Genomic DNA, 21,718 nt, shown 5'->3' with positions numbered 1-21,718 from the left:
GAACCTGGAACTACGCCGCTTCGGCGGTCTCGTCCGGATCGCGCAGCACGTAGCCGCGGCCCCAGACGGTTTCGATGTAATTGTCGCCGCCGCATGCCAGGCTGAGCTTCTTGCGCAGCTTGCAGATGAACACGTCGATGATCTTGAGTTCCGGCTCGTCCATCCCGCCATAGAGATGGTTGAGGAACATTTCCTTGGTCAGCGTGGTGCCCTTGCGCAGCGATAGCAGCTCGAGCATCGCATATTCCTTGCCGGTCAGGTGGACGCGGGCACCGTCGACTTCGACGGTCTTGGTGTCGAGGTTCACGGCCAGCTTGCCGGTGCGAATGATCGACTGGCTGTGGCCCTTCGAACGGCGCACCACGGCGTGGATGCGGGCGACCAGCTCTTCGCGGTGGAACGGCTTGGTCACATAGTCGTCGGCACCGAAGCCGAATGAGCGGATCTTGCTGTCCATTTCGGCAATGCCGGACAGGATCAGGACCGGGGTCTGCACCTTCGAAACGCGCAGTTTCTTGAGCACGTCGTAGCCGTGCATGTCGGGCAGGTTGAGATCGAGCAGGATGATATCGTAATCATACAGCTTGCCCAGATCGAGGCCTTCCTCGCCGAGGTCGGTCGAATAGACATTGAAGCCTTCAGTCGTCAGCATCAGCTCGATGGCTTTTGCCGTTGTCGGCTCGTCTTCGATCAGCAGTACACGCATCGGGTGGTCCCCCTTACCCTTGTAATTACTGTTGGCCCCCATGGGCTGGTAACCCCTCGTTCAGAGGTGTTGCCTTGGATTAACCACGTCAGTTCTCACCAAAAAAGGTTAACAACCCGTTTCCGACGTTAAGACTTTTTGAGTGAGTCTTTCGAGTCACACCTGAAAGCCGTTCATTTTTGGCGGTTTTTGGCTGCGGCCATGGCAACACTTTCGACGTGCTGTGCGTGGAAAAGGTTATCCCAAGCCTGCCAGCTTCTTCGCCCTGCGCCTCTGAACCGAGCTACCAATACCCATGGCCTCGCGGTATTTGGCCACCGTGCGTCGGGCGAGATCGAAGCCCTCGGCCTTGAGCAATTCTACCAGTTTGTCGTCGCTGAGGATCTTCTTGGGGTCCTCGGCGTCGGTCAGGGCCTTGATGCGTGCCTTGACCGCTTCCGAACTCGCGCCTTCGCCATCGGCGCTTCCGACACCGCTGGTGAAGAAGTATTTGAGCTCGAAGGTGCCACGATCGCAGTTGAGGTATTTGTTGCTGGTCACACGGCTGACTGTGCTTTCGTGCATGTCGATCTCTTCCGCGACTTCGCGCAGCGTCAGCGGCCTGAGCTCGCTCACGCCTTTCTTGAAGAACCCGGCCTGCTTCTTCACGATCTGAGATGACACGGCGAGAATGGTCTTCTGCCGCTGGTCGAGCGCCTTGATCAACCAGTTTGCATCGCCGAGCTTCTCCTTGAGCCAGGCCTTGCTGTCCTTGTCGGTGCAGCCTTCGCGCAGCTCGAGGAAGTAACCGCGGTTGACCACCAGTCGGGGCAGGGTGGCTTCATTCAGGGCGATTTTCCAGTGGCCCGCGTCGTCGCGCGTCAGCAAGACATCGGGCACGACTGCGCCAGCCTCGCCACCGCCGTATTGCAGGCCGGGCTTGGGATCGTAGCTGCGCAGCTCGCTGAGCATGTCGGCGAAGTCTTCGTCATCTACGTCGCACATGCGCTTGAGCCGCGCGAACTCGCCCTTGGCGACGAGATCGAGATTGTCGAGCAGTCGCGCCATGCAGGGATCGTAGCGATTGGCTTCCTTGGCTTGCAAGGCGAGGCATTCGCTCAAGCTGCGCGCACCGACACCGGTGGGATCGAGCGTCTGAACCAGCTCGAGCGCGTCTTCGAGTTCACAAAGGGCAACGCCAAGATCGGCCGCGACAGACCGCAAGTCCGCATCGAGATACCCCGCTTCGTCGAGCCGATCGACAAGATTGCGGGCGAGGAATTCCTCCCGCTGGTTAAAGGCAAGAGCGCCAACCTGCTCGTGCAGGTGCTCGGCCAGAGTGGTGTCGGCCGAACGTCGATCCTCGATCGGCGTGAGGTCGTCGCTATAGGATGCCGCTCCAGCCGCACCCCATTCCCCATCGCCGGTGTCGCGATCCCGGTCGAGCGCATTGACATTTATGTCGAGGGGGTTGTCGTCGCCGCCGTAGGTATCGGCGCCGGCTTCTTCGGGCAGGGCCGGCGCATCGCCGATGCTGTCTTCGCGACTGACTTCGCCAGCTTCCAGCAGCGGGTTAGATTCCAACGCTTCGCCGATAAAGGTCTCGATCTCGAGATTGGACAGCGCCAGCAGCTTGATCGCCTGCTGCAGCTGCGGCGTCATCACCAAACTTTGCGATTGGCGAAGATCCAGTCTGGGTCCGAGCGCCATGGCGGTGTCCTCTAGAGCGTGAAGCTCTCTCCGAGGTAAAGCCGTCGCACATTCTCGTCTGCCACCAGCTCTTGCGGCGTCCCGGCAAACAGGACCTGGCCGCCATAGATGATGCAGGCGCGGTCCACGATCTCCAGCGTTTCGCGTACGTTGTGGTCTGTGATCAAAACGCCGATGCCGCGGGTCTTGAGGTCCTTCACCAGATCGCGGATGTCGTGAATCGACAGGGGGTCGATCCCCGCAAAGGGTTCGTCGAGCAGCATGATCGATGGTTTCGCTGCCAGCGCGCGGGCAATCTCGCAGCGTCGCCGTTCCCCGCCTGAGAGCGCCATGGCGGGCGAAGTGCGCAAGCGTTGCAGCCCGAATTCGTCGAGCAGCCGGTCGAGCTCCTTCTCACGTGTTTCCGGGTCTGGTTCGACCATTTCCAACACACAGTTGATGTTCTGCTCCACCGTCATGCCGCGGAAAATGCTGGTCTCCTGCGGCAAATAGCCCAGACCCAGGATCGCGCGGCGGTACATCGGCAAGTGAGTCACATCCTCGCCATCCATCAGCACGCGTCCGGCATCAGGGCGCACCAGACCCATCACGGAGTAGAAACACGTGGTCTTGCCGGCCCCGTTCGGGCCAAGCAGGCCCAGCACTTCGCCTTTGCCGACGCTTAGCGAGATATCGGTCAGCACTGCACGCTTGTCGTAGCTCTTGGCGATGGAGACGACCTCGAGCCCACCTTGCGGGATAGGGGGCGCGGCGGCTTTGGTCGCTTCTTCGATGGCGTGTGCCGGATCGTCGGTCTCAAGCATGCTCATGGCCCTCATGTAGCATCGCCAGCGCTCGCGAAAACCCCGTTTCTCGAAGATTGGCAGGCTTTATGCATGGCAAAGCCGGGCGGGGTGCAAGACGCTTTGGTTACCTGCCCTTGCCAGCACCGCGACTCTTTGAGATACTACAGCCTTAACTTTCGGGGGAGAGTGACGCGCATGAACAAAGCGCTGAGAGAGGACAGCATCCACGAGCAGTCACAGCACGGGCAGTCGCAAGCTGCTCGCGACTGGCGCAAATCGATGAGCGACAATGTCGCCTATGCGTTGCTCGTCTACACCGGCCTGACCATCTTCGTGACGGTCAACGCTATGAAAACAGGCGGAATGTCGATTCTGCCCTATCTGGCGCTCGGCGTGCTGGTCGCAGGGATCATCCCGGCCTGCCGGTCTTTCGAACGGCGCTGGCGCGACTTGTCCGACGAGGCCGCAGCCGACGAATCGCTCGCCTCGGGTTTTCGCCGCGACCAGACCTTGCTGTGGCTGCTGGCCATTGGCCTGCCTCTGGTGCTGACCGGCTTCTTCAAGCTGGTGTTCGCCGCCGTAGCCTGAGTCTTTCCCTGCTGAATGCCGATTCGGCGCCAATGGCGTCGCATGCACCACTGCGCGCCGGGGCCATGGCTAGAACAGACAGGTGCGCCGGACGGGATGCGCCCGGCGCTTGAGGTATCAAGAGACAGACGCGCGTTCGATGGCTTCGACTACGACCCGGCGTGCCTCGGCGGCATCGCCCCATTTGCCGATGCGAACCCACTTCTCGGCTTCGAGATCCTTGTAGTGGGTGAAGAAGTGCTCGATCTGCTGGAAGATGATTGACGGCAGGTCCTTGGTTTCCCCGACATCCGAATAATAAGGGAACGTCGTGTCGACCGGCACGCAGATCAGCTTCTCGTCGCCGCCGTGCTCGTCTTCGAGATTGAGCACGCCGATCGGGCGAGTGCGTACGACGCAGCCCGGGATGAAGGGCGAACGGGCGATCACCAGCGCATCAAGCGGGTCGCCATCGGGGCTGAGCGTATGCGGGACGAAGCCGTAATTGGCCGGATAGCGCATCGGCGTGTGCAGGATTCGGTCTACGAACAGCGCGCCCGATTCCTTGTCGAACTCGTACTTTACCGGCTCGCCACCGGTGGGGACTTCGATGATGACGTTGAGGTCTTCGGGCGGGTTGTTGCCCGCGGGGATCTTGTCGATGCGCATATTGGGGCTTTCTTACTCTATGTTCGGCCCCCTCCCAAACGTAGCGCCCAATAGCGGCGGTTGCGGCATTGCGGAAGGGGGCAGTTGCGCTTAGTTGCGCGCCCATGGGAAAGAACACACCGCAGGCCATTCGCGGCACACAGGATATTTTCGGTGCCGATGCCGAGGCATTTGCCTTCGTCGTCGAAACCTTCGAGCGCGTCCGCAAGCTCTATCGCTTCCGCCGGGTCGAGATGCCGGTGCTGGAAATGACCGAGGTCTTTGCAAGGTCCATCGGAGAGACGACCGACGTGGTCGGCAAGGAGATGTATTCGTTCGTTGATCGTGGGGGCGATGAGGTCACAATGCGTCCGGAATTTACGGCAGGCATCTCCCGGGCCTATTTGAGCAATGGTTGGCTTCAATACGCGCCTATTCGACTCGCGACGCATGGTCCCCTGTTCCGGTTTGAGCGACCACAGAAAGGCCGTTATCGGCAATTTCACCAGATTGATGCCGAAATTATCGGCGCTGCTGAGCCGCAGGCTGATGTTGAACTGCTTACGATGGCAGATCAATTGCTTCGCGAACTCGGCATCCAAGGCGTTAGTCTTCAACTGAACACGCTTGGCGACTCAGAGAGCCGTGAACGATGGCGTGCTGCACTCGTTGACTACTTCACCGCAGTAAGGGGTGACCTGAGCGAGGACAGTCAGGAACGGCTGGAAAAGAATCCGCTTCGCATTCTCGACAGCAAGGATCGGAAGGATCAGGTTTTCGTCGGTGACGCACCGAAGATTGACGACTTTTTGTCTGACGATGCGCTTGCCTTCTTCCAAGCTGTTACTGATGGGCTCAACGCCGCTGGCGTCAAATGGAAGCGGGCAGAAAACTTGGTGCGTGGCTTGGACTACTATAGGCATACGGCTTTTGAATTCATGCCAGACGTCGGGTCGACAGCAGCAAATACGCTTGGCTCGCAAAGCACGGTTCTCGGTGGCGGACGCTATGACGGCCTAATAGAGAGTCTGGGCGGGCAGGCGACGCCTGCAGTCGGCTGGGCAGCAGGTATTGAGCGCTTGGCAATGTTGGTTGGAGAGCGGATCGAACCAAAAGCCGATGCAGTCGTTGTGCTGGAAAACGACGAGCACATGATGAATGCCGTGCAGTTGCTAGCTCGACTGCGTGGTGCTGGGTTTTCAGCTGAGCTTTTCGCAAGTGGATCGCCACGCAAGAGATTCGACAAGGCGAAGAAGATCCCCTCGCACACTCTGGTGACTTTTCCAGTTACTGATGCCGGCATAACGGTTCGAGTGCTGGGCGATGGCGGTGAGATTGCTACGGCGGTTGAGAATCTTGTTTTGACGCGCCCATGACCATCCCCGCCGAACGCCTTGACCAGATCGCCAACCGCTTCGCCGAGCTCGAAGCGCGGATGGCGTCGGGCACGCTGGAGGGTGATGAATTCGTCAAGGCCAGCCGCGACTATGCCGAACTGGAGCCGGTGGCCAAGGTCGCGGCGGACGTGAAGGCCATGCGCGAGGAAATTGCCGGGCTGGAGGAGATGCTTGGCGATCCGGAAATGAAGGCGATGGCGGAAGAAGAGCTGGCGGATATTCGCGAGCGCTTGCCCGATGCCGAGCGCAAGCTGGCCGTCGCCATGCTGCCCAAGGATAGCGCCGACAACAAGCCCGCGATGCTGGAAATCCGGGCTGGCACCGGCGGCGATGAAGCCGCGCTGTTCGCAGGTGATCTCTACCGCATGTATGAGCGCTATGCCGCCGAGCGTGGCTGGAAGGTCGAGCCGGTCAGCATGAACGCCAGCGAAGTTGGCGGGTTCAAGGAAATCGTCGCTAATGTCACCGGGCAAGGGGTGTTCGCCAAGCTCAAGTTCGAAAGCGGGGTCCACCGCGTCCAGCGCGTGCCGGTGACCGAGAGCGGCGGGCGTATCCACACCTCGGCGGCGACGGTGGCGGTGCTGCCCGAACCCGACGAGGTCGATGTCGCGATCGATCCGGGCGACCTGAAGATCGACACCTACCGTGCCAGCGGTGCCGGCGGCCAGCACGTCAACACCACCGACAGCGCCATCCGGATTACGCACGAGCCGAGCGGAATTGTCGTCACCTGCCAGGACGGGCGCAGCCAGCACAAGAATCGCGAGAAAGCGATGCAGGTTCTGCGCGCGCGGCTGTATGAGCAACAGCGCGAAGCCGTGCAGGGAGAGGAAGCGGAAGCGCGAAAGGCGATGGTCGGCAGCGGCGACCGTTCCGAGCGCATCCGCACCTATAATTTCCCGCAAGGCCGCGTGACCGATCACCGCATCGGGCTGACGCTGCACAAGCTCGACGAGATCCTCGCCGGGCCGGGGCTGAGCGAACTGGTCGATGCGCTGATCGCCGAGGACGAGGCCAAGCGACTGGCCGCGATGGAAGGGTGACGGTCTTTTGACGACCGTCGCCGATGCTCTCCGCACCGCTGCCGAGCGCTTGTCTGCGACCAGCGACACCGCGCGGCTCGATGCCGAATTGTTGATGGCGCATGCGCTGGGTGTGACACGATCGGAGTTGTTGCTCAGGCATCAGCGCGATTCGGCCCCTGCGGCATTCGACGACCTGGTCACCCGGCGCCTTCGCCACGAGCCTATTGCCTATCTCACTGGCGAGCAGGAATTTTTCGGACGGATCTTCGACGTCGAACCGGGTATCCTGATCCCACGCGCGGACAGCGAAACAGTCGTCGCTGCAGCTCTCGAGGCGTGCCCTGCGCCGCAGCGCGTGCTCGATTGCGGCACTGGGTCGGGTGCCTTGCTGCTCACGATCCTGGCCGAATGTCCCGGCGCTTGTGGGATCGGGATCGATGCTTCGCCGACCGCAGTCGAAGTGGCCGGCGAAAATGCGATAGCGCTCGATATTGAAGGCGATTGGGCATTTCACCTGCGCGATTGGAACAAGGCCGGGTGGGCAGGTGGCCTCGGCTCTTTCGACCTTGTCATCGCTAACCCGCCCTACGTCGAAACAGGGGCCGAGCTTGCCCCGTCGGTGCGTGACCATGAACCGCCTGAAGCGCTGTTCTCAGGACCCGAGGGCCTTGACGATTATCGGGCCTTGATTCCGCAGCTTGCCGACCTGCTGACGCCTGAGGGAATAATTGTGCTCGAAATCGGTTATCGACAGGCTGATTCGGTCGCAGCAATGGCAGCGGAAAATGGCTACGAATCAACGCTTAGACATGATCTTGCTGGTCGACCTCGGGCGCTGATTCTGCGCAAAGGGCTTGGCAAAGGAAGAATCACGGGCTAACTCTCATTTCAAGGTCTGCGGATTGCACTGCTGCTCTCCCCGGTCTTGATCCAACATTTGCGAAGATGCGCAGCGCGAAAGCGCTTACCAGCAATGCAGATGACGGGCCGCGCTTGGGCGCCAAATCGCACAAGTGGGGAACTTTTCAGCCGGGTCATGGGGCCAGGCAGGGCAAATTTCGCCCAGGGAATGAGGAAGAGTATTCCTTGAACAACAATCGTAATAACAACCGTCGTCGCGGTCGCGGCAATCGTAACCAGGGCGGTGGTGGCGGCAATAGCGCCAATCGTATTGACAGCCGGGCGCGGGGCAATGCCCCGCAGCTGCTCGACAAATACAAGAAGCTGGCGCAGGACGCACAGCACAATGGCGACCGTGTGCAGATGGAATACTACCTGCAGTTCGCCGATCATTATTTCCGTGTCATCGCCGACAACAAGGCCCGCCAGGACGAAGCCCGCGCCAAGCGCGATGCGGAGCGCGGCTCGAACCAGGACGATGACGACGACGATGATGACGGCGACGACAATCGCCGCAAGGGCCGGGGCAACCGCTCGCGTCGCGATGACAATGACGGGTATGACGACAACCGCCAGGATGGTCGCCGCAAGGGACGCAAGCCGGAACGCGACGACAACGACAGCGACGACGATGGCGATAGCGAGGATGACCGTCCGGCTCGCCAGCAGCGCAAACCGCGCAAGCCGCGTCGCGAGGACGAAGGCGAGAAGGGCGTTGAAGGCGAAATCGATGCTTCGGTTCTTCCCCCGCCCATTGCAGCCGATAGCGATGAACCGGTCGAGAAGAAGCCTCGTCGGCGGCGCAAGGCGGATGACGACGGCGGTACGTTGAGCGCCGTGGGCTAAACCGAGAGCTGCAAGGAGCGAGCTTCAGGAAGCGCCTCATGCCGCCCATAGTGCCGCAGCTTGACCGCCTATTCGAACGCGCCCCCTTGTCGGCCAGCCTGCTCCTGGGAGCGATCGCTGCGCTTGGCTTCCCGCCACTGAAGCTTTGGCCATTGGCCTTGCTGGCGATGGGATTGGCCGTTGTCCTGATATCGCGCAGCGCTGACTGGAAGGCGGCGCTTTTGCGTGGATGGTTGTTCGGTGTCGCGCATTTCACCGTCACCAATTTCTGGATTGCCACTGCCTTTACGCACCAGTCCGAGATGCCCGCCTTTCTCGGTTGGGTCGCGGTTCCGCTGCTGTCGCTTTACCTTGCAGTCTATCCGGCGCTGGCGGCTGTCGGGTCGCACCTGCTGGTGCCAAGCCCGCAAGGATCGCCGGCTTTCCTGTTGGCCTTTGCCGGTATGTGGACGGTCACAGAATGGATGCGCGGCTGGATGTTTACCGGCTTTGCGTGGGGGCCGTTCAGCCTCGCCTTGCTGGGGCCGGATCATACGCCCGGGCTGGCCGTGGTGTTGCCCTGGTTCGGCACCTACGCATTGTCAGGGGTCGCTATTGTTGTTTCAGGGGCCCTAGTCTGGTGGCTTTCAACCAGGGCGTGGGCCAAAGCGCTGTTGTTGGCAGCAATAGCGACTGCCGGGATGTATCTGCCGTCCGGATCGGAAGGAGAAGGGTCGCAGCGCTTCGTGATCGCGCAGCCCGATTTCGACCAGCAAGACATCACTGACCCCAATCTGTACGAACGTTCTTTCGTGACCATTGCGGATCTCAGCCAGCGCCGCGAGAACGATGTGGGCAAGCGAATTGTGCTCTGGCCGGAATCCGGCCTGCCTGACTATCTCCGCGATGGGTATCCGCAGCGCTACTACAGCGCTACGACCGCTGGCGGCGACCCTGCCTATGCCCGGAGCCGGATTGCCTCGGTAATAGGACCCGACAGCATTTTGCTGACGGGTGCCACCGATCTGGTGATCGAAAATGATCGTGCGGTTGGTGCCTATAATGTCGTGACAGCGCTCGACGAAAATGGAGCGATCGTTGGCTCCTATCGCAAGGCGCATCTTGTGCCTTATGGCGAATACCTGCCGATTCGATCGGTGCTGGAACCGCTCGGGCTCAGCCGCCTGGTCGCCGGATCGATCGACTTCTTCGAGGGGCCGGGCCCGCAGACCCTGGAGCTCGGCGCGTTTGGCCGGGTAGGCATGCAGATCTGCTACGAGATCGTGTTCTCAGGCCAGGTCGTCGATCGTGGCAAGCGGCCGGATTTCATCTTCAACCCTTCCAACGACGGCTGGTTCGGCCGCTGGGGACCACCGCAGCAATTCGGCCAGGCTCGCATGCGGGCGCTTGAAGAAGGCTTGCCGGTTATCCGTGCAACGACAACCGGTATCAGCGGTGTGATCGATGCCGATGGAGTCGTGCGCCATTCGCTCGGCCAGCGGATGGAAGGGCGAATCGACGGAGCCATCCCGCCTGCAAAACCGGCAACGTTGTTCGCTCGTTTCGGGAATGCCGTGGCACTGATCTGGGCAATGCTCCTGCTGGTCGCCTCACTGGTTGCCATGCGCTTGCAGCAGCGCTAGAGATTGGCATCAGACATAAAGTTTTCTTTATATCCTTCACAAGCGAGGCATGATGCGCAGCGACTTCCTGTTTACGTCCGAAAGCGTTTCCGAAGGGCATCCCGACAAGGTTTCTGACCAGATCTCCGACGCCATCGTCGACCTCATGTTGTCGAAGGATCCCGAAGCTCGCGTTGCCTGTGAAACGATGACGACGACCCAGCGGGTCATCCTGTCAGGCGAAATTCGCTGCGCACCGATGTACGATGCCGCAAATGAAGACTGGGCCGAGAATGGCGGCTGGGCCCCGGGGGCCAAGGAAGAAATCGAAAAGGCGGTTCGCCGGACCGTCCGCGAAATCGGCTATGAACAGGATGGCTTTCACTGGCAAACGCTCGCATTCGAGAATTATCTTCATGGCCAGAGCGCGCATATTGCGCAGGGTGTCGATGCCGGAAGCGATGGCTCCAACAAGGATGAAGGGGCGGGCGACCAGGGCATCATGTTCGGCTTTGCCTGCGATGAGACGCCAGACCTGATGCCGGCACCGATCGACTACAGCCACAAGATCCTCCACCGAATGGCTGTCGACCGCAAGAGCGGTGCCGCCCCCTTCCTCGAACCCGATGCCAAGAGCCAGGTCACATTGCGCTACAAGGACGGCAAGCCGGTCGCCTGCACCGCAGTTGTCGTCAGCACCCAGCACGCGCCGGGCTATGACCAGGGCGAGAAGGAAGCCGAGCTCAAGAATTACGTGAAGGGCGTCGTGGCCGACATCCTGCCGGCTGGGTTCCTGTCGGACGAAACCAAGTGGCACATCAACCCGACCGGCTCATTTGAGATCGGCGGGCCAGATGGGGACGCCGGCCTGACCGGTCGCAAGATTATCGTCGATACCTATGGCGGTGCCGCGCCGCACGGGGGTGGTGCCTTCAGCGGCAAGGACCCGACCAAGGTCGACCGTTCGGCTGCCTACATCACTCGCTACCTGGCCAAGAACGTGGTCGCTGCCGGTCTCGCCAGGCGCTGCACGATCCAGATCGCCTATGCCATCGGTGTCAGCGAGCCGTTGTCGCTCTATGTCGATACCCATGGCACCGGCACAGTCGACGATGCGAAAATCGAAGACGCAATCCTTGCCATCGGCAAACTTGGTGGGCTCACCCCACGTGCGATCCGCATGCATCTTGGGCTCAACAAGCCGATCTATCGGGTCTCCGCCGCCTATGGTCATTTTGGCCGAAAGGCGGAAGGCGACTTGTTCCCTTGGGAGCGGACGGATTTGGTCGAAGACCTGAAGGCAGCCCTTTCCTGACCTGCTAGAAGGCGGCGCCATGCAACCGCCTCCGCCTCCTGATCCGGCAAGCCGCGTCGTCCAGCTCGACGCGCTGCGCGGGCTGGCGATACTTGGCATTGCGTGGATGAATGTGCTCATCTTCGCCATGCCTGCGCAGGGCTATTACAACCCGATGGCTTGGGGCGGACAGTCCGAAGCCGACATGGTCGTCTGGGTGATCAGCTTCGTCTTCGTCGAGGACAAGTTTCGCACCCTGTTCGCCATCCTGTTCGGGGCTGGCTGCGCGATCCTGCTCGATCGGGGTGGGGCGCACCCCTGGCGCGCGCATTATGCCCGTATGGGAGTGCTCTTCGCGATCGGGATTGTCCACGCAACCTTGCTGGCCAGCAATGATATCCTGCGGGCCTATGCCATGGCCGGCCTATTCCTGCCGTTCTTTGTGCGTCTGTCTAACTTTGCCCTCATCGCTTCGTCCGTCGGGCTAGTCGCACTACACGTGGGGGCAGGGTTCTCCATGCTGGGCGGAGGACTGTGGGACTGGTTCTCGGGCCGATTGGGTAGTGAGGCGATTCATTTCGCCGAACGGAATTTCGGAGCCGATCCGGCCGCCGTCCAATATATGCTTGAGCAAGGCCGCGAGGCCTTTGGCGAACGATTCTCCCGACGCCTGACCGGGCTCGGCGGACAATTGTGGACTGTCGCCGGGTCGATACCGCTGAACCTTGCCGCCATTGTCCTGGGCATGGCCTTGTGGCGCAATCGCATGCTGGCGGCCGGATGGCCGATCTATCGGTTGCAGCGCTTGGCGGCGATCTGTGCGCTGGCATCGTTGCCGGCTCTGTTCTGGATGGCATGGTGGATTGCGGATAGCGGTTTCCCGGGTGCGGTCGTCGCTATTGCTTCGCTGGTCTTCTCCGCTCCTTTCGACATGCTGTTAGGCGTGGCCTATGCAGCGATTGCCATGGCGTTGTTCGCTCCGGACGGTGCGACATGTGGTCGGCTGGCTGCGGTCGGACGGCTTGCACTGAGCAATTATGTGCTGACAAGCATGGTGCTCAGCGGCCTCTATGCGAGCTGGGGCCTTGGGTTGTTTGGCGAAGTGAGCCGTTGGCAAGCCATTGCGAGTATAGTTCTACCGATCGCACTGATACTTTGGTCGTCGCCGCTGTGGGCCCGACAGTTCGGGCAGGGGCCGCTGGAACGGCTGTGGCGCTGGTTGGCTGGCATGGTCCCGGGCTAGCGAGTCCGTCAGTCGGGATCGCTTCGGTCATCCTGGCCCAGCGTCGGCGAAGGGGTATCGAGTGCCAGTTCTGCATCGGAGAATGTGAAAGGACTGCGTACGCCGAGCATGCCGTTCAATTCGACCTGCATTCCGCGCGCCCGCACTTGCGGATCGGCAAACACCTCGTCGAGACGGTTGATGGGGCCGGCTGGCACGCCATGTTGGTGGCAGGCTTCCAACAGCTCTGCCTTGGTCATCCGCGCAGTTGCTTCGGCGATCATCCCGTCGAGTTCGGCGGCGTTGGCAATCCGCGCGCCATTATCGGCAAAGCGTGGATCGTGCACCAGTCCGTCCAGCCCAAGCATGCACATCAGCCGCGCAAACAGCCGGTCATTGGCAGGGGCGAGAATCACATGCCCATCGCTGGTGGGGAAAACGCCATAGGGTGCAACCTGTGCGTGGGCATTGCCCATGCGTGGTGGGTTCTCGCCCGTGGTAAAGAGATAGCTTGCCTGGTTGGACAGGAGTGAAACCGAACAGTCGAGCAATGACATGTCGATGTGCTGACCCATGCCAGTACGCTCGCGCATCAGCAATGCAGCCTGCACCGCATTGGCGGACCACACCCCGGTAGAAAGGTCGGAGATCGAGATCCCCATCTTGACCGGCACACCGTTGGGCTCGCCGGTCAGCGACATGAAGCCGCTCATGCCCTGGATGACGAAGTCGTACCCCGCCTCATGCGCGCGCGGGCCGTCGTGGCCGAAGCCGGTGATCGAGCAGTAGACGAGCCGCGGATTGGCAGGGGCCAGCGCCGCATAGTCGAGCCCGAATTTGGCAAGACTGCCGGTCTTGAAATTTTCCAGCACTACGTCGGCTTCGGCTGCGAGCGCCTTGACCCGCTCCAGCTCTGCCGGGTTGCCGAAATCGGCAATGATCGATCGCTTGCCGCGATTGCAGGCATGGTAATAGGCCGCCTCGCGGTGCACGATGCCATCTGTACCTTCACGCTCTACCCACGGGGGCCCCCAAAAGCGCGTGCCGTCGCCCTGAGGGCTTTCGACCTTGACGACATCGGCCCCGAGGTCGGCGAGGATCTGCCCGCAGAACGGCCCGGCTAGCACACGTGCCAGCTCGAGCACTTTGAGCCCGGCCAGCGGGGAGTTCGGATTGCGGGGTTGCTCAAACCACATGGAGGATCAGCCCAGCGCGACCTCGTATTTGGCGGTCGTGCTCGCAGCAATTTCGTCGGCCGAGACGCCCGGTGCCAGCTCGATCAGGCGGAACGGACTATCATGGTCGACACGGTGGAACACGCCCAGGTTGGTGATGATCATGTCGACGACATTGGTGCCGGTCAGCGGCAGCGTGCATTCGGGGATGAACTTGGGCGTTCCGTCCTTGGCGGTGTGGTCCATCACCACGATGATCTTTTTCACGCCCGCGACGAGGTCCATCGCGCCGCCCATGCCCTTGATCATCTTGCCCGGGATCATCCAGTTGGCGATGTCGCCATTCTCCGCCACTTCCATCGCCCCCAGCACTGTCAGGTCGATGTGCCCGCCGCGGATCATGCCGAAGCTGGTGGCGCTGTCGAAATAGGCACTGTGCGGCAGCTCGCTGATGGTCTGCTTGCCGGCATTGATGAGATCGGGATCGACTTCGTCGTCATAGGGGAACGGCCCGATGCCGAGCATGCCATTCTCGCTTTGCAGCGTTACATGCATGCCTTCGGGAATGTGGTTGGCGACCAACGTCGGAATGCCGATGCCGAGATTGACATAGTAGCCATCCTGCAATTCGCGGGCGGCACGTGCGGCCATGTCGTCACGGTTCCAGCTCATGGGGTAGGTCCTTCATTGTCATCGTTTGCGGGCGGAGCATCGTCTGCCGCCGGCGAGGTTTCCTGGATGGGCGCGAGGAACCAGCCTGCACCCAGCATCTTGTCGAGGCCAAACGCGGCCTTTGGGTCTTTGAGAAAATCGAACAGCTCATCGAAATCGGCGCGCTCGTCGCCGAGCATGGCGACAAGGCAACTATCCTGCGCCGCCTCATTGCGGCGGGTCTGCTTGCGATCTTCCGGATAGCGTAGGAGCAACAGGCGATCAGCACCCTCGCTATCGAGTTCGCTGCGGCGCAACCACTCGCGCACTTCGCCTGCACGGTCAGCGGTCAGCCCTGTACTCCACACCACTTCGACGTCGCCTTCCCGCAAACGTTCGAGTGCATTGGCGAGCGCGGGCCGCGTCATTGGCTCGGTCGGATCGAGCTTGTCGGCGACCGGGTCGAGGTCGATCAATACGGCACTGGAAGTCGAACGGCAGGCGGCGCGATCCGGGGTGAGGGTGCCTGGCTTTTCCAGCAGCGCGGAAGGTCGCAGTGCATCGCCCAGCGCCGTGCGCGCAGCGTTCTCCAGCGCGTAGTCGGCGAAGGCAGCATAGGTTGCGGCATCGCTGGCTGTGGTGGTCGCCATGGGCGGGATCGGCGAATTGGTGCCCGCTTCGACGGGAGCATCCGTGACAGGCAAGGCTAGCGCGACGGTACCTTCCCCTGCAGAATCTTCCGGTCGCAATGCAGGGGATGCGGCAATTGCCGGCGCGGCCTGCTGCGACAACTTCGTTTCCACTTGCGGTGTTTCAGGGTTGTCGCGGACGGTGGTCGCCATCGCTGCCCCCGCAGCCAGCGGGATCACCGCCGCGACACAGCCTTGCAGGCCGAATGCCAGCAACAGAAGCGCAAGCAGGGAGGCGCGACGCTCCATGGCGAGCTACGCCGAGGCCCGCTCACGCGTGGTGCGGAACTCGATTTGCTTGTCGTAGGGAGCGCCCACGATCATGCGTTGCACATACACGCCGGGCAAATGGATGCAGTCCGGGTCGAGCGAGCCGGCCGGGACGATTTCTTCCACCTCCACAACGCAAATCCTGCCACAGGTGGCGGCTGGGACATTGAAGTTGCGGGCGGTCTTGCGGAACACCACATTGCCGGTCTCGTCGGCCTTCCATGCCTTGACGATGGAGAGGTCAGCGAAGATCCCCCGCTCGAGGATGTAGTCTTCGCCCTCGAACTGCTTGGCCTCTTTGCCTTCCGCGACTTGCGTCCCAACACCGGTCTTGGTGTAGAAACCGGGAATGCCAGCTCCGCCGGCGCGCATCCGTTCGGCCAGTGTGCCCTGTGGGCAGAACTCGACCTCAAGCTCGCCGGCAAGGAACTGGCGTTCGAACTCCTTGTTCTCACCGACATAGGAGCTGATCATTTTCTTGACCTGGCGGGTGCGCAGCAGCTTGCCGATGCCTTCATTGTCGATCCCGGCATTGTTGCTGGCAAAGGTCAGGCCCTTGACCCCGCTATCGCGAATGGCATCGAGCAGGCGTTCGGGAATGCCGCACAGGCCGAAGCCCCCACTGGCGATCAACATGTCGTCCTTCAACACCCCTTCAAGGGCGCTAGTGGCATCGGGATAGAGCTTCTGCATGACTACTTCCTGGCTGAGGAGGGCAGGTGTTGCAGCGCGGCATAGCGCCCATCGGGTGGGCTGTCATCCGCCAACCACCCGTCGGCTGGCGATGCTGGTTGGTCGAAGCGTGATTGCACAATTGACGCAATCGCGAGCAGCGTCGAGGCTAGGGATTGTCAGGGGATTGCTACTATGAAAATGCATTGCCTTCTTGTCGCTGCTTTGGCGGTGGCCGTGCCGCAGGTCACCTTCGCGCAGTCAGTCGAAGACGCCGTCACCGACAGTGCACGTAGCGATGCCGACCGCGAAATGGATGCAGGCCGCCAACCGGTCGAAGTACTGGAGTTTTCCGCGGTCGAACGCGGAGACATCGTTGCCGACTTCATGGCCGGTGGGGGCTATTACACATCGCTACTGGCTGATCTCGTCGGTCCCAGCGGGCTGGTCTATGCTGTCAATCCAACGCGATTCCACAATGTCGAAGCCTGGGAAGCGCGACTCGCTGCAGACAGCAATATCCGCACCTTGGTGAGCGACCCGCGCGGGATGCAGCTTGCACCAGGCAGCGTCGATGCCATCTTCGCCCACCTCACCTTCCATGACCTGTTCTTCGAATCGGAACGCTTTGAATTTCCCCGGCTCGACGTTGATTTCATGCTTGCCAATTGGTTTGCGGCGGTCCGGCCCGGGGGTACAGTCACGATCATCGACCATGTCGGTCCGGCGGGCGATCCGCGCGACGTCGTGAATCGCCTGCACCGGATCCACCCTGCCACGGTGGTCGAACGAATGACAGGGGCGGGGTTCGTCCTTGTCGGCCAGTCGGACGTGTTGCGGCGCAGCAATGACGACGTCAACCTATCGGTCTTTGACGAAAGCGTTCGTGGTAAGACAGATAGATTTATCATGAAATTTCAGAAGCCTGAGTGATCAGCGCAACGCATACATTGCGTTTTACGCAACAGTCTTGGCTTATTTCGCACTTGCACAATGCGCGCAATGCAAGCACATAGGGCGGGCCTTTCAGGCATCCTCTCCCAAACTTTTCCAGCCCGGTTGGTCCGCCAGCCGGGCTTTTTTCTTGTCCTCAGGGCATGTCCTTGCCTGGCGTTCATCCCGATGCAGGAAACTGGCTGTAGCGGCGGACATTTGCATAGTGGCTCCGCGCTCCTTAGCTAGGCGGTTAAGACCTCGAATACGGACAAGATGGGAGCCAGCTTAGATGGCCGATGCGCAGAGTGCGGTGAAAGACAGGCAGGTACGCCTGCAAGTGGCAGCCGCTCGCCAGGAAGAAAGCGGACAGGGCATTGCACGCATGCCGCGCTCCGCATTTCAGGCGCTTGGCATCACTGAAGGCGATGTCGTCGAGATCGAAGGCAAGCGCGCGACGGTCGCTGTGGCGATGGCCGCTTATGCCGAGGACCAGGGTCTCGAAGTCGTTCGGCTCGACGGGTTGCAGCGCGGCAATGCCGAAGCGGGTTCAGGCGAACATGTGATGATCCGCGCCGTTGAATCGCGCCCGGCGACGCGGGTCGTATTCGCGCCGGCCAGCCGCGAGATGCGGTTGCAGGGGCCAACCCAGGCCCTGAAGCGCAATTTCTTTCGCAAGCCGCTGGTGGCAGGCGATCTCGTCGCAACGACCGGCCAGCAGCCGGTTCAGAACATGCCGCCCGAAGTACGCCGGATGTTCAACGCTCCGGCCTATGCCCTCACGCAGATTCGCCTGCGGGTCGTTTCGACCGTTCCCAAGGGGGCGGTCCATATCGACGAGAACACCGAAGTCGAGCTCCGCACCGAATTCGAAGAAGCCAAGGTTGGTCGCGCGGTAGTCAATTATGATGACGTGGGCGGCATAGATGACACCATCCAGCAGTTGCGCGAGATGGTCGAGCTGCCGCTCCGCTATCCCGAGCTGTTTACCAGGCTGGGCGTCGACCCGCCCAAGGGTGTGCTGCTGCATGGCCCTCCGGGGACTGGCAAGACCAGACTCGCGCAGGCCGTCGCCAACGAGAGCGATGCCGACTTCTCGATCATCAACGGCCCCGAGATCATGGGGTCGGGCTATGGCGAGAGCGAGAAGGCCCTCCGCGAAGTGTTCGAGAACGCCAGCAAGAATGCGCCCGCGATCATCTTTATAGACGAGATTGATTCCATCGCGCCCAAGCGCGACCGGGTACCGGGCGAGGCGGAGAAGCGCCTGGTGGCCCAGCTGCTGACGCTGATGGACGGGCTGGAAGCACGCGCCAATGTGGTTGTGATTGCGGCCACCAACCGACCCGAAGCGATCGACGAGGCGTTGCGTCGCCCGGGTCGCTTTGACCGCGAGATCGTCATCGGGGTGCCCGATGAGAATGGTCGGCGCGAAATCCTGTCGATCCATACCCGTGGCATGCCGCTGGGCGACAAGGTCGACCTCAAGGAATTGGCCCGGATGACCTATGGCTTCGTCGGCGCTGATATAGCGGCTCTGGCGCGAGAAGCTGCAATCGATGCGGTCCGCCGGATCATGCCGAAAATCGATCTCGATGCCCGCGAAGTCCCGCAAGAAGTGCTCGAAGAGCTGTGCGTCGAGCGAGACGATTTCCTCTCCGCGCTCAAGCGGATCCAGCCCTCGGCCATGCGCGAAGTCATGGTCCAGATGCCTAATGTCGGATGGGAAGACATTGGCGGAGTCGACGATGCCATCGAGAAACTCAAGGAAGGCATTGAACTCCCGCTCAAGAACCAGGAGGCGTTCCGCCGGCTCGGGATCCGTCCGGCCAAAGGCTTCCTGCTCTACGGTCCGCCGGGGACCGGCAAGACCTTGCTGGCCAAGGCTGTCGCCAAGGAGGCCGAAGCCAACTTCATTTCCATGAAGAGCAGCGACCTGCTGTCCAAGTGGTACGGCGAAAGCGAACAGCAGATTGCCAAGATGTTCCAACGCGCCCGCTCCGTTTCACCCTGCGTCGTCTTTATCGACGAGATCGACAGCCTCGTGCCTGCGCGCGGATCGGGCCAAGGCGAACCGCAGGTCACGGGGCGTGTGGTCAACACTATCCTCGCCGAGATGGACGGGTTGGAAGAACTCCAGTCAGTAGTAGTGATTGGTGCCACCAATCGGCCCGCTCTCGTCGATCCCGCACTCCTTCGACCGGGGCGGTTTGACGAGCTGGTGTATGTCGGCACACCGGACAAGAAGGGTAGGGAACAGATCCTGGGGATTCACACCGCAAAGATGCCCCTCGCGAGCGAGGTGAGCCTCGCCGATCTTGCTGGCAAGACAGAGCGTTTCACGGGGGCGGACCTCGAAGATGTCGTCCGCCGCGCTGGCTTGAACGCGCTGCATCGGGCGGGGGCTGACGTGCAGGAAGTTTCCTCAGCGGACTTCGCCGAAGCGCTGAAGGATTCTCGCGCGACCGTCACTGCCAAGATGGAAGAGGAATATCGCAAGATGCGCGGCGAGCTCAAGAAGCGCGCTGCTGAAGTCACGCCGATCGGCTTCATTCACGAAGGGATGGTTGAGTCCACACGCGACCAGAAACATGATTCGGAAGCCGGCTAGGGCAGTTGTGGTTCTTCCGCTTTCGGATGGCCCCCGGGCAATTCGAGACGGTGCCGGATCAGCGCATTTGGCTGGTTTGCGCGAAGCCATTCCAGCATGTGCTCGCGGACATCGCACCGCAACTGGAACAGGTCGCCGATCGTCTTGGAACTCATCGACAGCCGCAATGCGATGCTCTCTGGATAAGCATCGGTCATCAACAGGCCGATGTTGCGCTGGTCCCAAAGTGGGTGGGCCTTGACGAAGCGCTCGAACTCGATGCGGATCGGCTCGATCTCGGCGATTGGGTCAAGATGTAGGAAGACCGGTCCGGTCAGCATCTCGCTCTTGCGCGACCAGTTCTCGAAACTCTGTTCCAAGAAGCGGCTGGTCGGCACGATGATAACGCGCTCATCCCATGTCCGCACGGTAATGAAGCTCATGCGGATTTCCTCGACCCGCCCGGTATGCCCGTCGACGACGACGAGGTCGCCGATCCGCAAGGGTTCGGTCAGGGCCATCTGCAATCCGGCAATCAGCGACTTCAGGGCAGGTTGCGCAGCGGCACCGACAGCCAGGGCAGCAAGACCGGCCGAGGCGAGGACTGTCGTCCCGATTGCGGCCACGCCCGGGATACTCAACAGCATCAGCCCGACGGTAATGAAGACGATGGCAAATGTCGCCGTACGCGAGAGGATGGCGATCCTCGTCTTGCGGCTGCGTGATGCTGCCAGGTCGATCGCTTCGCCTTCTTCGCGAACTTCGAGCCGATATTCCAACCCGGCAGCAAAAGCCTTGACCAGCGTATAGGCGATCCAGCCCATGATCGCCGGGCGAACGAAGCGGGCGATCGGTTCCCAGATCGAAGCGAGCGTAGCATTGGCTTCCGCAACGAGAGTGATCGAGACGGCGATCATTGCCCATTTGATCGGACGCTGGATCTTGCGCAGCACCATGTCGTCAATCGGAGTGTCGGAAGATCGCGTGATCCGATAGGCGATAGCAAAGACAACCCGGTACAGAAGGTAGGCGGCTGACACAGCGAGAGCGACGATCATCGCGGATTCGCCGACGGCAACCCAATCGAGCTCCCAATTTGAAGGATTATATCGTTTGAACATGCTCGGCCAACTATTGGGGGTGCACTCTGGTTTCAAGGAAAGTGCGCTGGTATTGCCATTTGTTCAAGGACTTCGGCGGTCTATTAGGCACCAAACGTCTCGCCAAACAATTGATAATTAGGAAAAAACCCACTGGCTTGGCGCGTCATTCCTGGGGACAGGGAGGTCAAGCCAAGCATGAAATCGCCGCTGAAGATCAGCAACAGGCGTCAGCACAAACCACAGGAATCGCTCAACCCAGCGCTTCCCGGAGCATTCCAAGTTTTCAGCGCAGTTTGGAATGGCTGTAGATGCCCGCCCGGGAAAACCACGCTTCCCGGGCAGGCATATGTTCGACTCCTGGCTAGAACCCAAACGCTACTCCGACCCGTCCACCCGTGGAGTTCCGGGCGGTCGATCCGGCAACACCGGCTGAGACGTAGACCTTGGGCGCGACACGGGCCGTGACTGTTCCGGCAAATCCCTGCTCACCCTGGTAGGTCGAAGCGTTGACGCTGACGGAAACATTGCTTTCAGGGACGATCATGGTTCCGCCAAAGGCCATCGCAGCGGCGATCCCGCCAGATGTGCTTTCGTCGAGCTCATCGAGCCGGAAGTTCACATTGGCAAACCCATTCTCCAGCCCCGATACCCTTCCGCTGAGCGCGCTGAACTGCTGGTCGGAGACCGCCGCGAGATAGCCGAGCCCGGCCTGGACGTCGCGGACTGCGGCAGCCGAGGCAACAGCCGTGGTACCAAGCACACCATTGCCATCGACCGTGACCGCTTCGACCGGCCCGCTCTGGGCAGCGGTGGACGCAGCGACATCGCCGATCCTCACCGACGACCCGGTCCCTCCCAGCGTGACCTGGTTGGCCGCCGTGGTGGTGGCCTGGTAACCGATCGCGGTCGAGTTATCGAAGCCGGCATTGGCTTCGCGGCCAACCGCCGTGGCTCC

Annotated in this window: 20 protein-coding genes; 10 read left to right on the top strand and 10 right to left on the bottom strand. The window is 61.2% G+C overall.

The genetic code is table 11. From position 1 onward, the window contains the following. Positions 1 to 10: 10 nt before the first annotated feature. The 3 genes from ctrA to lptB form a co-directional block, all read right to left on the bottom strand. The gene (gene ctrA / locus QPW08_RS00100; protein ID WP_284123694.1) at positions 11 to 706 is read right to left on the bottom strand and encodes a response regulator transcription factor CtrA; all 696 of its coding nucleotides are present in this window, start codon (positions 704 to 706) and stop codon (positions 11 to 13) included. Between the two features lie 237 nt (positions 707 to 943). Next, complete coding sequence (gene rpoN / locus QPW08_RS00095) at positions 944 to 2,395, bottom strand: RNA polymerase factor sigma-54 (protein ID WP_284123693.1); 1,452 nt, start codon at positions 2,393 to 2,395, stop codon at positions 944 to 946. Positions 2,396 to 2,406: 11 nt separating this feature from the next. Continuing rightward, the gene (gene lptB / locus QPW08_RS00090; protein ID WP_407674536.1) at positions 2,407 to 3,204 is read right to left on the bottom strand and encodes an LPS export ABC transporter ATP-binding protein; all 798 of its coding nucleotides are present in this window, start codon (positions 3,202 to 3,204) and stop codon (positions 2,407 to 2,409) included. A gap of 171 nt (positions 3,205 to 3,375) precedes the next feature. Here lptB and QPW08_RS00085 point away from each other — a divergent pair, with 171 nt between their 5' ends. After that, positions 3,376 to 3,768 (top strand): hypothetical protein, encoded by a 393-nt coding sequence (locus QPW08_RS00085; RefSeq protein WP_284123692.1) that lies wholly within the window; start codon positions 3,376 to 3,378, stop codon positions 3,766 to 3,768. 117 nt (positions 3,769 to 3,885) lie between these two features. Here the strand turns inward: QPW08_RS00085 and ppa are convergent, their stop codons facing one another. Continuing rightward, a complete protein-coding gene (gene ppa, locus QPW08_RS00080) occupies positions 3,886 to 4,416 on the bottom strand; it encodes an inorganic diphosphatase (RefSeq protein WP_284123691.1) in 531 nt (176 codons plus the stop codon). Between the two features lie 104 nt (positions 4,417 to 4,520). Here ppa and hisS point away from each other — a divergent pair, with 104 nt between their 5' ends. From hisS to QPW08_RS00045, 7 genes are all read left to right on the top strand, one after another. Then, positions 4,521 to 5,771 (top strand): histidine--tRNA ligase, encoded by a 1,251-nt coding sequence (gene hisS / locus QPW08_RS00075; protein ID WP_284123690.1) that lies wholly within the window; start codon positions 4,521 to 4,523, stop codon positions 5,769 to 5,771. Beyond that, on the top strand, positions 5,768 to 6,835 hold the full coding sequence (prfA, locus tag QPW08_RS00070) for a peptide chain release factor 1 (RefSeq protein WP_284123689.1): 1,068 nt from the start codon (positions 5,768 to 5,770) through the stop codon (positions 6,833 to 6,835). Before hisS ends, prfA begins: the two co-directional genes overlap by 4 nt. 7 nt (positions 6,836 to 6,842) lie before the next feature. Beyond that, entirely contained in the window at positions 6,843 to 7,697 is an 855-nt protein-coding gene (prmC, locus tag QPW08_RS00065; RefSeq protein WP_284123688.1) for a peptide chain release factor N(5)-glutamine methyltransferase, read from the top strand. A gap of 206 nt (positions 7,698 to 7,903) precedes the next feature. Beyond that, a complete protein-coding gene (locus QPW08_RS00060; RefSeq protein ID WP_284123687.1) occupies positions 7,904 to 8,563 on the top strand; it encodes a DUF4167 domain-containing protein in 660 nt (219 codons plus the stop codon). 38 nt (positions 8,564 to 8,601) lie between these two features. Next, positions 8,602 to 10,185, top strand: coding sequence for an apolipoprotein N-acyltransferase (gene lnt, locus QPW08_RS00055; protein ID WP_284123686.1), 1,584 nt, complete (start codon positions 8,602 to 8,604; stop codon positions 10,183 to 10,185). Between the two features lie 52 nt (positions 10,186 to 10,237). Further along, positions 10,238 to 11,479 (top strand): methionine adenosyltransferase, encoded by a 1,242-nt coding sequence (metK, locus tag QPW08_RS00050; protein ID WP_284126254.1) that lies wholly within the window; start codon positions 10,238 to 10,240, stop codon positions 11,477 to 11,479. Between the two features lie 19 nt (positions 11,480 to 11,498). Continuing rightward, positions 11,499 to 12,701 carry a DUF418 domain-containing protein gene (locus tag QPW08_RS00045; protein ID WP_284123685.1) on the top strand — a complete coding sequence of 401 codons (1,203 nt, stop codon included), beginning with the start codon at positions 11,499 to 11,501 and terminating at the stop codon, positions 12,699 to 12,701. Between the two features lie 8 nt (positions 12,702 to 12,709). Here QPW08_RS00045 and QPW08_RS00040 read toward each other — a convergent pair whose 3' ends face one another. The 4 genes from QPW08_RS00040 to QPW08_RS00025 are packed head-to-tail and all read right to left on the bottom strand — an operon-like array spanning position 12,710 to position 16,158. Continuing rightward, positions 12,710 to 13,876: a CaiB/BaiF CoA transferase family protein gene (locus QPW08_RS00040; protein WP_284123684.1), complete on the bottom strand. Its 1,167-nt coding sequence runs from the start codon at positions 13,874 to 13,876 to the stop codon at positions 12,710 to 12,712. A gap of 6 nt (positions 13,877 to 13,882) precedes the next feature. Continuing rightward, positions 13,883 to 14,527 carry a CoA transferase subunit B gene (locus QPW08_RS00035; RefSeq protein ID WP_284123683.1) on the bottom strand — a complete coding sequence of 215 codons (645 nt, stop codon included), beginning with the start codon at positions 14,525 to 14,527 and terminating at the stop codon, positions 13,883 to 13,885. Next, complete coding sequence (locus QPW08_RS00030) at positions 14,524 to 15,444, bottom strand: hypothetical protein (protein WP_284123682.1); 921 nt, start codon at positions 15,442 to 15,444, stop codon at positions 14,524 to 14,526. Before QPW08_RS00030 ends, QPW08_RS00035 begins: the two co-directional genes overlap by 4 nt. Before the next feature lie 6 nt (positions 15,445 to 15,450). Beyond that, positions 15,451 to 16,158 carry a CoA transferase subunit A gene (locus tag QPW08_RS00025; RefSeq protein ID WP_284123681.1) on the bottom strand — a complete coding sequence of 236 codons (708 nt, stop codon included), beginning with the start codon at positions 16,156 to 16,158 and terminating at the stop codon, positions 15,451 to 15,453. Between the two features lie 174 nt (positions 16,159 to 16,332). On the opposite strand from QPW08_RS00025, the gene QPW08_RS00020 reads away from it, so the two are divergent. Together QPW08_RS00020 and QPW08_RS00015 are read left to right on the top strand one after the other, a co-directional pair. Beyond that, positions 16,333 to 17,070: a class I SAM-dependent methyltransferase gene (locus tag QPW08_RS00020; RefSeq protein WP_284123680.1), complete on the top strand. Its 738-nt coding sequence runs from the start codon at positions 16,333 to 16,335 to the stop codon at positions 17,068 to 17,070. A 292-nt stretch (positions 17,071 to 17,362) separates the two neighbouring features. Then, complete coding sequence (locus QPW08_RS00015; RefSeq protein WP_284123679.1) at positions 17,363 to 19,681, top strand: CDC48 family AAA ATPase; 2,319 nt, start codon at positions 17,363 to 17,365, stop codon at positions 19,679 to 19,681. Here QPW08_RS00015 and QPW08_RS00010 read toward each other — a convergent pair. Continuing rightward, positions 19,678 to 20,781, bottom strand: coding sequence for a mechanosensitive ion channel family protein (locus tag QPW08_RS00010; protein WP_284123678.1), 1,104 nt, complete (start codon positions 20,779 to 20,781; stop codon positions 19,678 to 19,680). The two genes, QPW08_RS00015 and QPW08_RS00010, sit on opposite strands and share 4 nt — an antisense overlap. A 343-nt stretch (positions 20,782 to 21,124) precedes the next feature. After that, positions 21,125 to 21,718 (bottom strand): YadA-like family protein (locus tag QPW08_RS00005; protein WP_284123677.1); only part of this gene is annotated, 594 nt, incomplete at its 5' end.

It is taken from the genome of Parerythrobacter aestuarii, assembly GCF_030140925.1.
Taxonomy (GTDB): domain Bacteria; phylum Pseudomonadota; class Alphaproteobacteria; order Sphingomonadales; family Sphingomonadaceae; genus Parerythrobacter; species Parerythrobacter aestuarii.
This window is presented reverse-complemented; position numbering and strand designations above follow the sequence as displayed.

Excerpts from the sequence above, each read along its gene's own strand:
- QPW08_RS00025 (WP_284123681.1), bottom strand. The coding sequence starts at position 16,158 with ATGCAGAAGCTCTATCCCGATGCCACTAGCGCCCTTGAAGGGGTGTTG.
- lnt (WP_284123686.1), top strand. The coding sequence starts at position 8,602 with ATGCCGCCCATAGTGCCGCAGCTTGACCGCCTATTCGAACGCGCCCCC.
- prfA (WP_284123689.1), top strand. The coding sequence starts at position 5,768 with ATGACCATCCCCGCCGAACGCCTTGACCAGATCGCCAACCGCTTCGCC.
- ctrA (WP_284123694.1), bottom strand. The coding sequence starts at position 706 with ATGCGTGTACTGCTGATCGAAGACGAGCCGACAACGGCAAAAGCCATC.
- lptB (WP_407674536.1), bottom strand. The coding sequence starts at position 3,204 with ATGAGCATGCTTGAGACCGACGATCCGGCACACGCCATCGAAGAAGCG.
- metK (WP_284126254.1), top strand. The coding sequence starts at position 10,238 with ATGCGCAGCGACTTCCTGTTTACGTCCGAAAGCGTTTCCGAAGGGCAT.
- QPW08_RS00040 (WP_284123684.1), bottom strand. The coding sequence starts at position 13,876 with ATGTGGTTTGAGCAACCCCGCAATCCGAACTCCCCGCTGGCCGGGCTC.
- rpoN (WP_284123693.1), bottom strand. The coding sequence starts at position 2,395 with ATGGCGCTCGGACCCAGACTGGATCTTCGCCAATCGCAAAGTTTGGTG.
- QPW08_RS00015 (WP_284123679.1), top strand. The coding sequence starts at position 17,363 with ATGGCCGATGCGCAGAGTGCGGTGAAAGACAGGCAGGTACGCCTGCAA.
- hisS (WP_284123690.1), top strand. The coding sequence starts at position 4,521 with ATGGGAAAGAACACACCGCAGGCCATTCGCGGCACACAGGATATTTTC.
- QPW08_RS00020 (WP_284123680.1), top strand. The coding sequence starts at position 16,333 with ATGAAAATGCATTGCCTTCTTGTCGCTGCTTTGGCGGTGGCCGTGCCG.
- QPW08_RS00030 (WP_284123682.1), bottom strand. The coding sequence starts at position 15,444 with ATGGAGCGTCGCGCCTCCCTGCTTGCGCTTCTGTTGCTGGCATTCGGC.
- QPW08_RS00010 (WP_284123678.1), bottom strand. The coding sequence starts at position 20,781 with ATGTTCAAACGATATAATCCTTCAAATTGGGAGCTCGATTGGGTTGCC.
- QPW08_RS00045 (WP_284123685.1), top strand. The coding sequence starts at position 11,499 with ATGCAACCGCCTCCGCCTCCTGATCCGGCAAGCCGCGTCGTCCAGCTC.
- ppa (WP_284123691.1), bottom strand. The coding sequence starts at position 4,416 with ATGCGCATCGACAAGATCCCCGCGGGCAACAACCCGCCCGAAGACCTC.
- QPW08_RS00035 (WP_284123683.1), bottom strand. The coding sequence starts at position 14,527 with ATGAGCTGGAACCGTGACGACATGGCCGCACGTGCCGCCCGCGAATTG.
- QPW08_RS00085 (WP_284123692.1), top strand. The coding sequence starts at position 3,376 with ATGAACAAAGCGCTGAGAGAGGACAGCATCCACGAGCAGTCACAGCAC.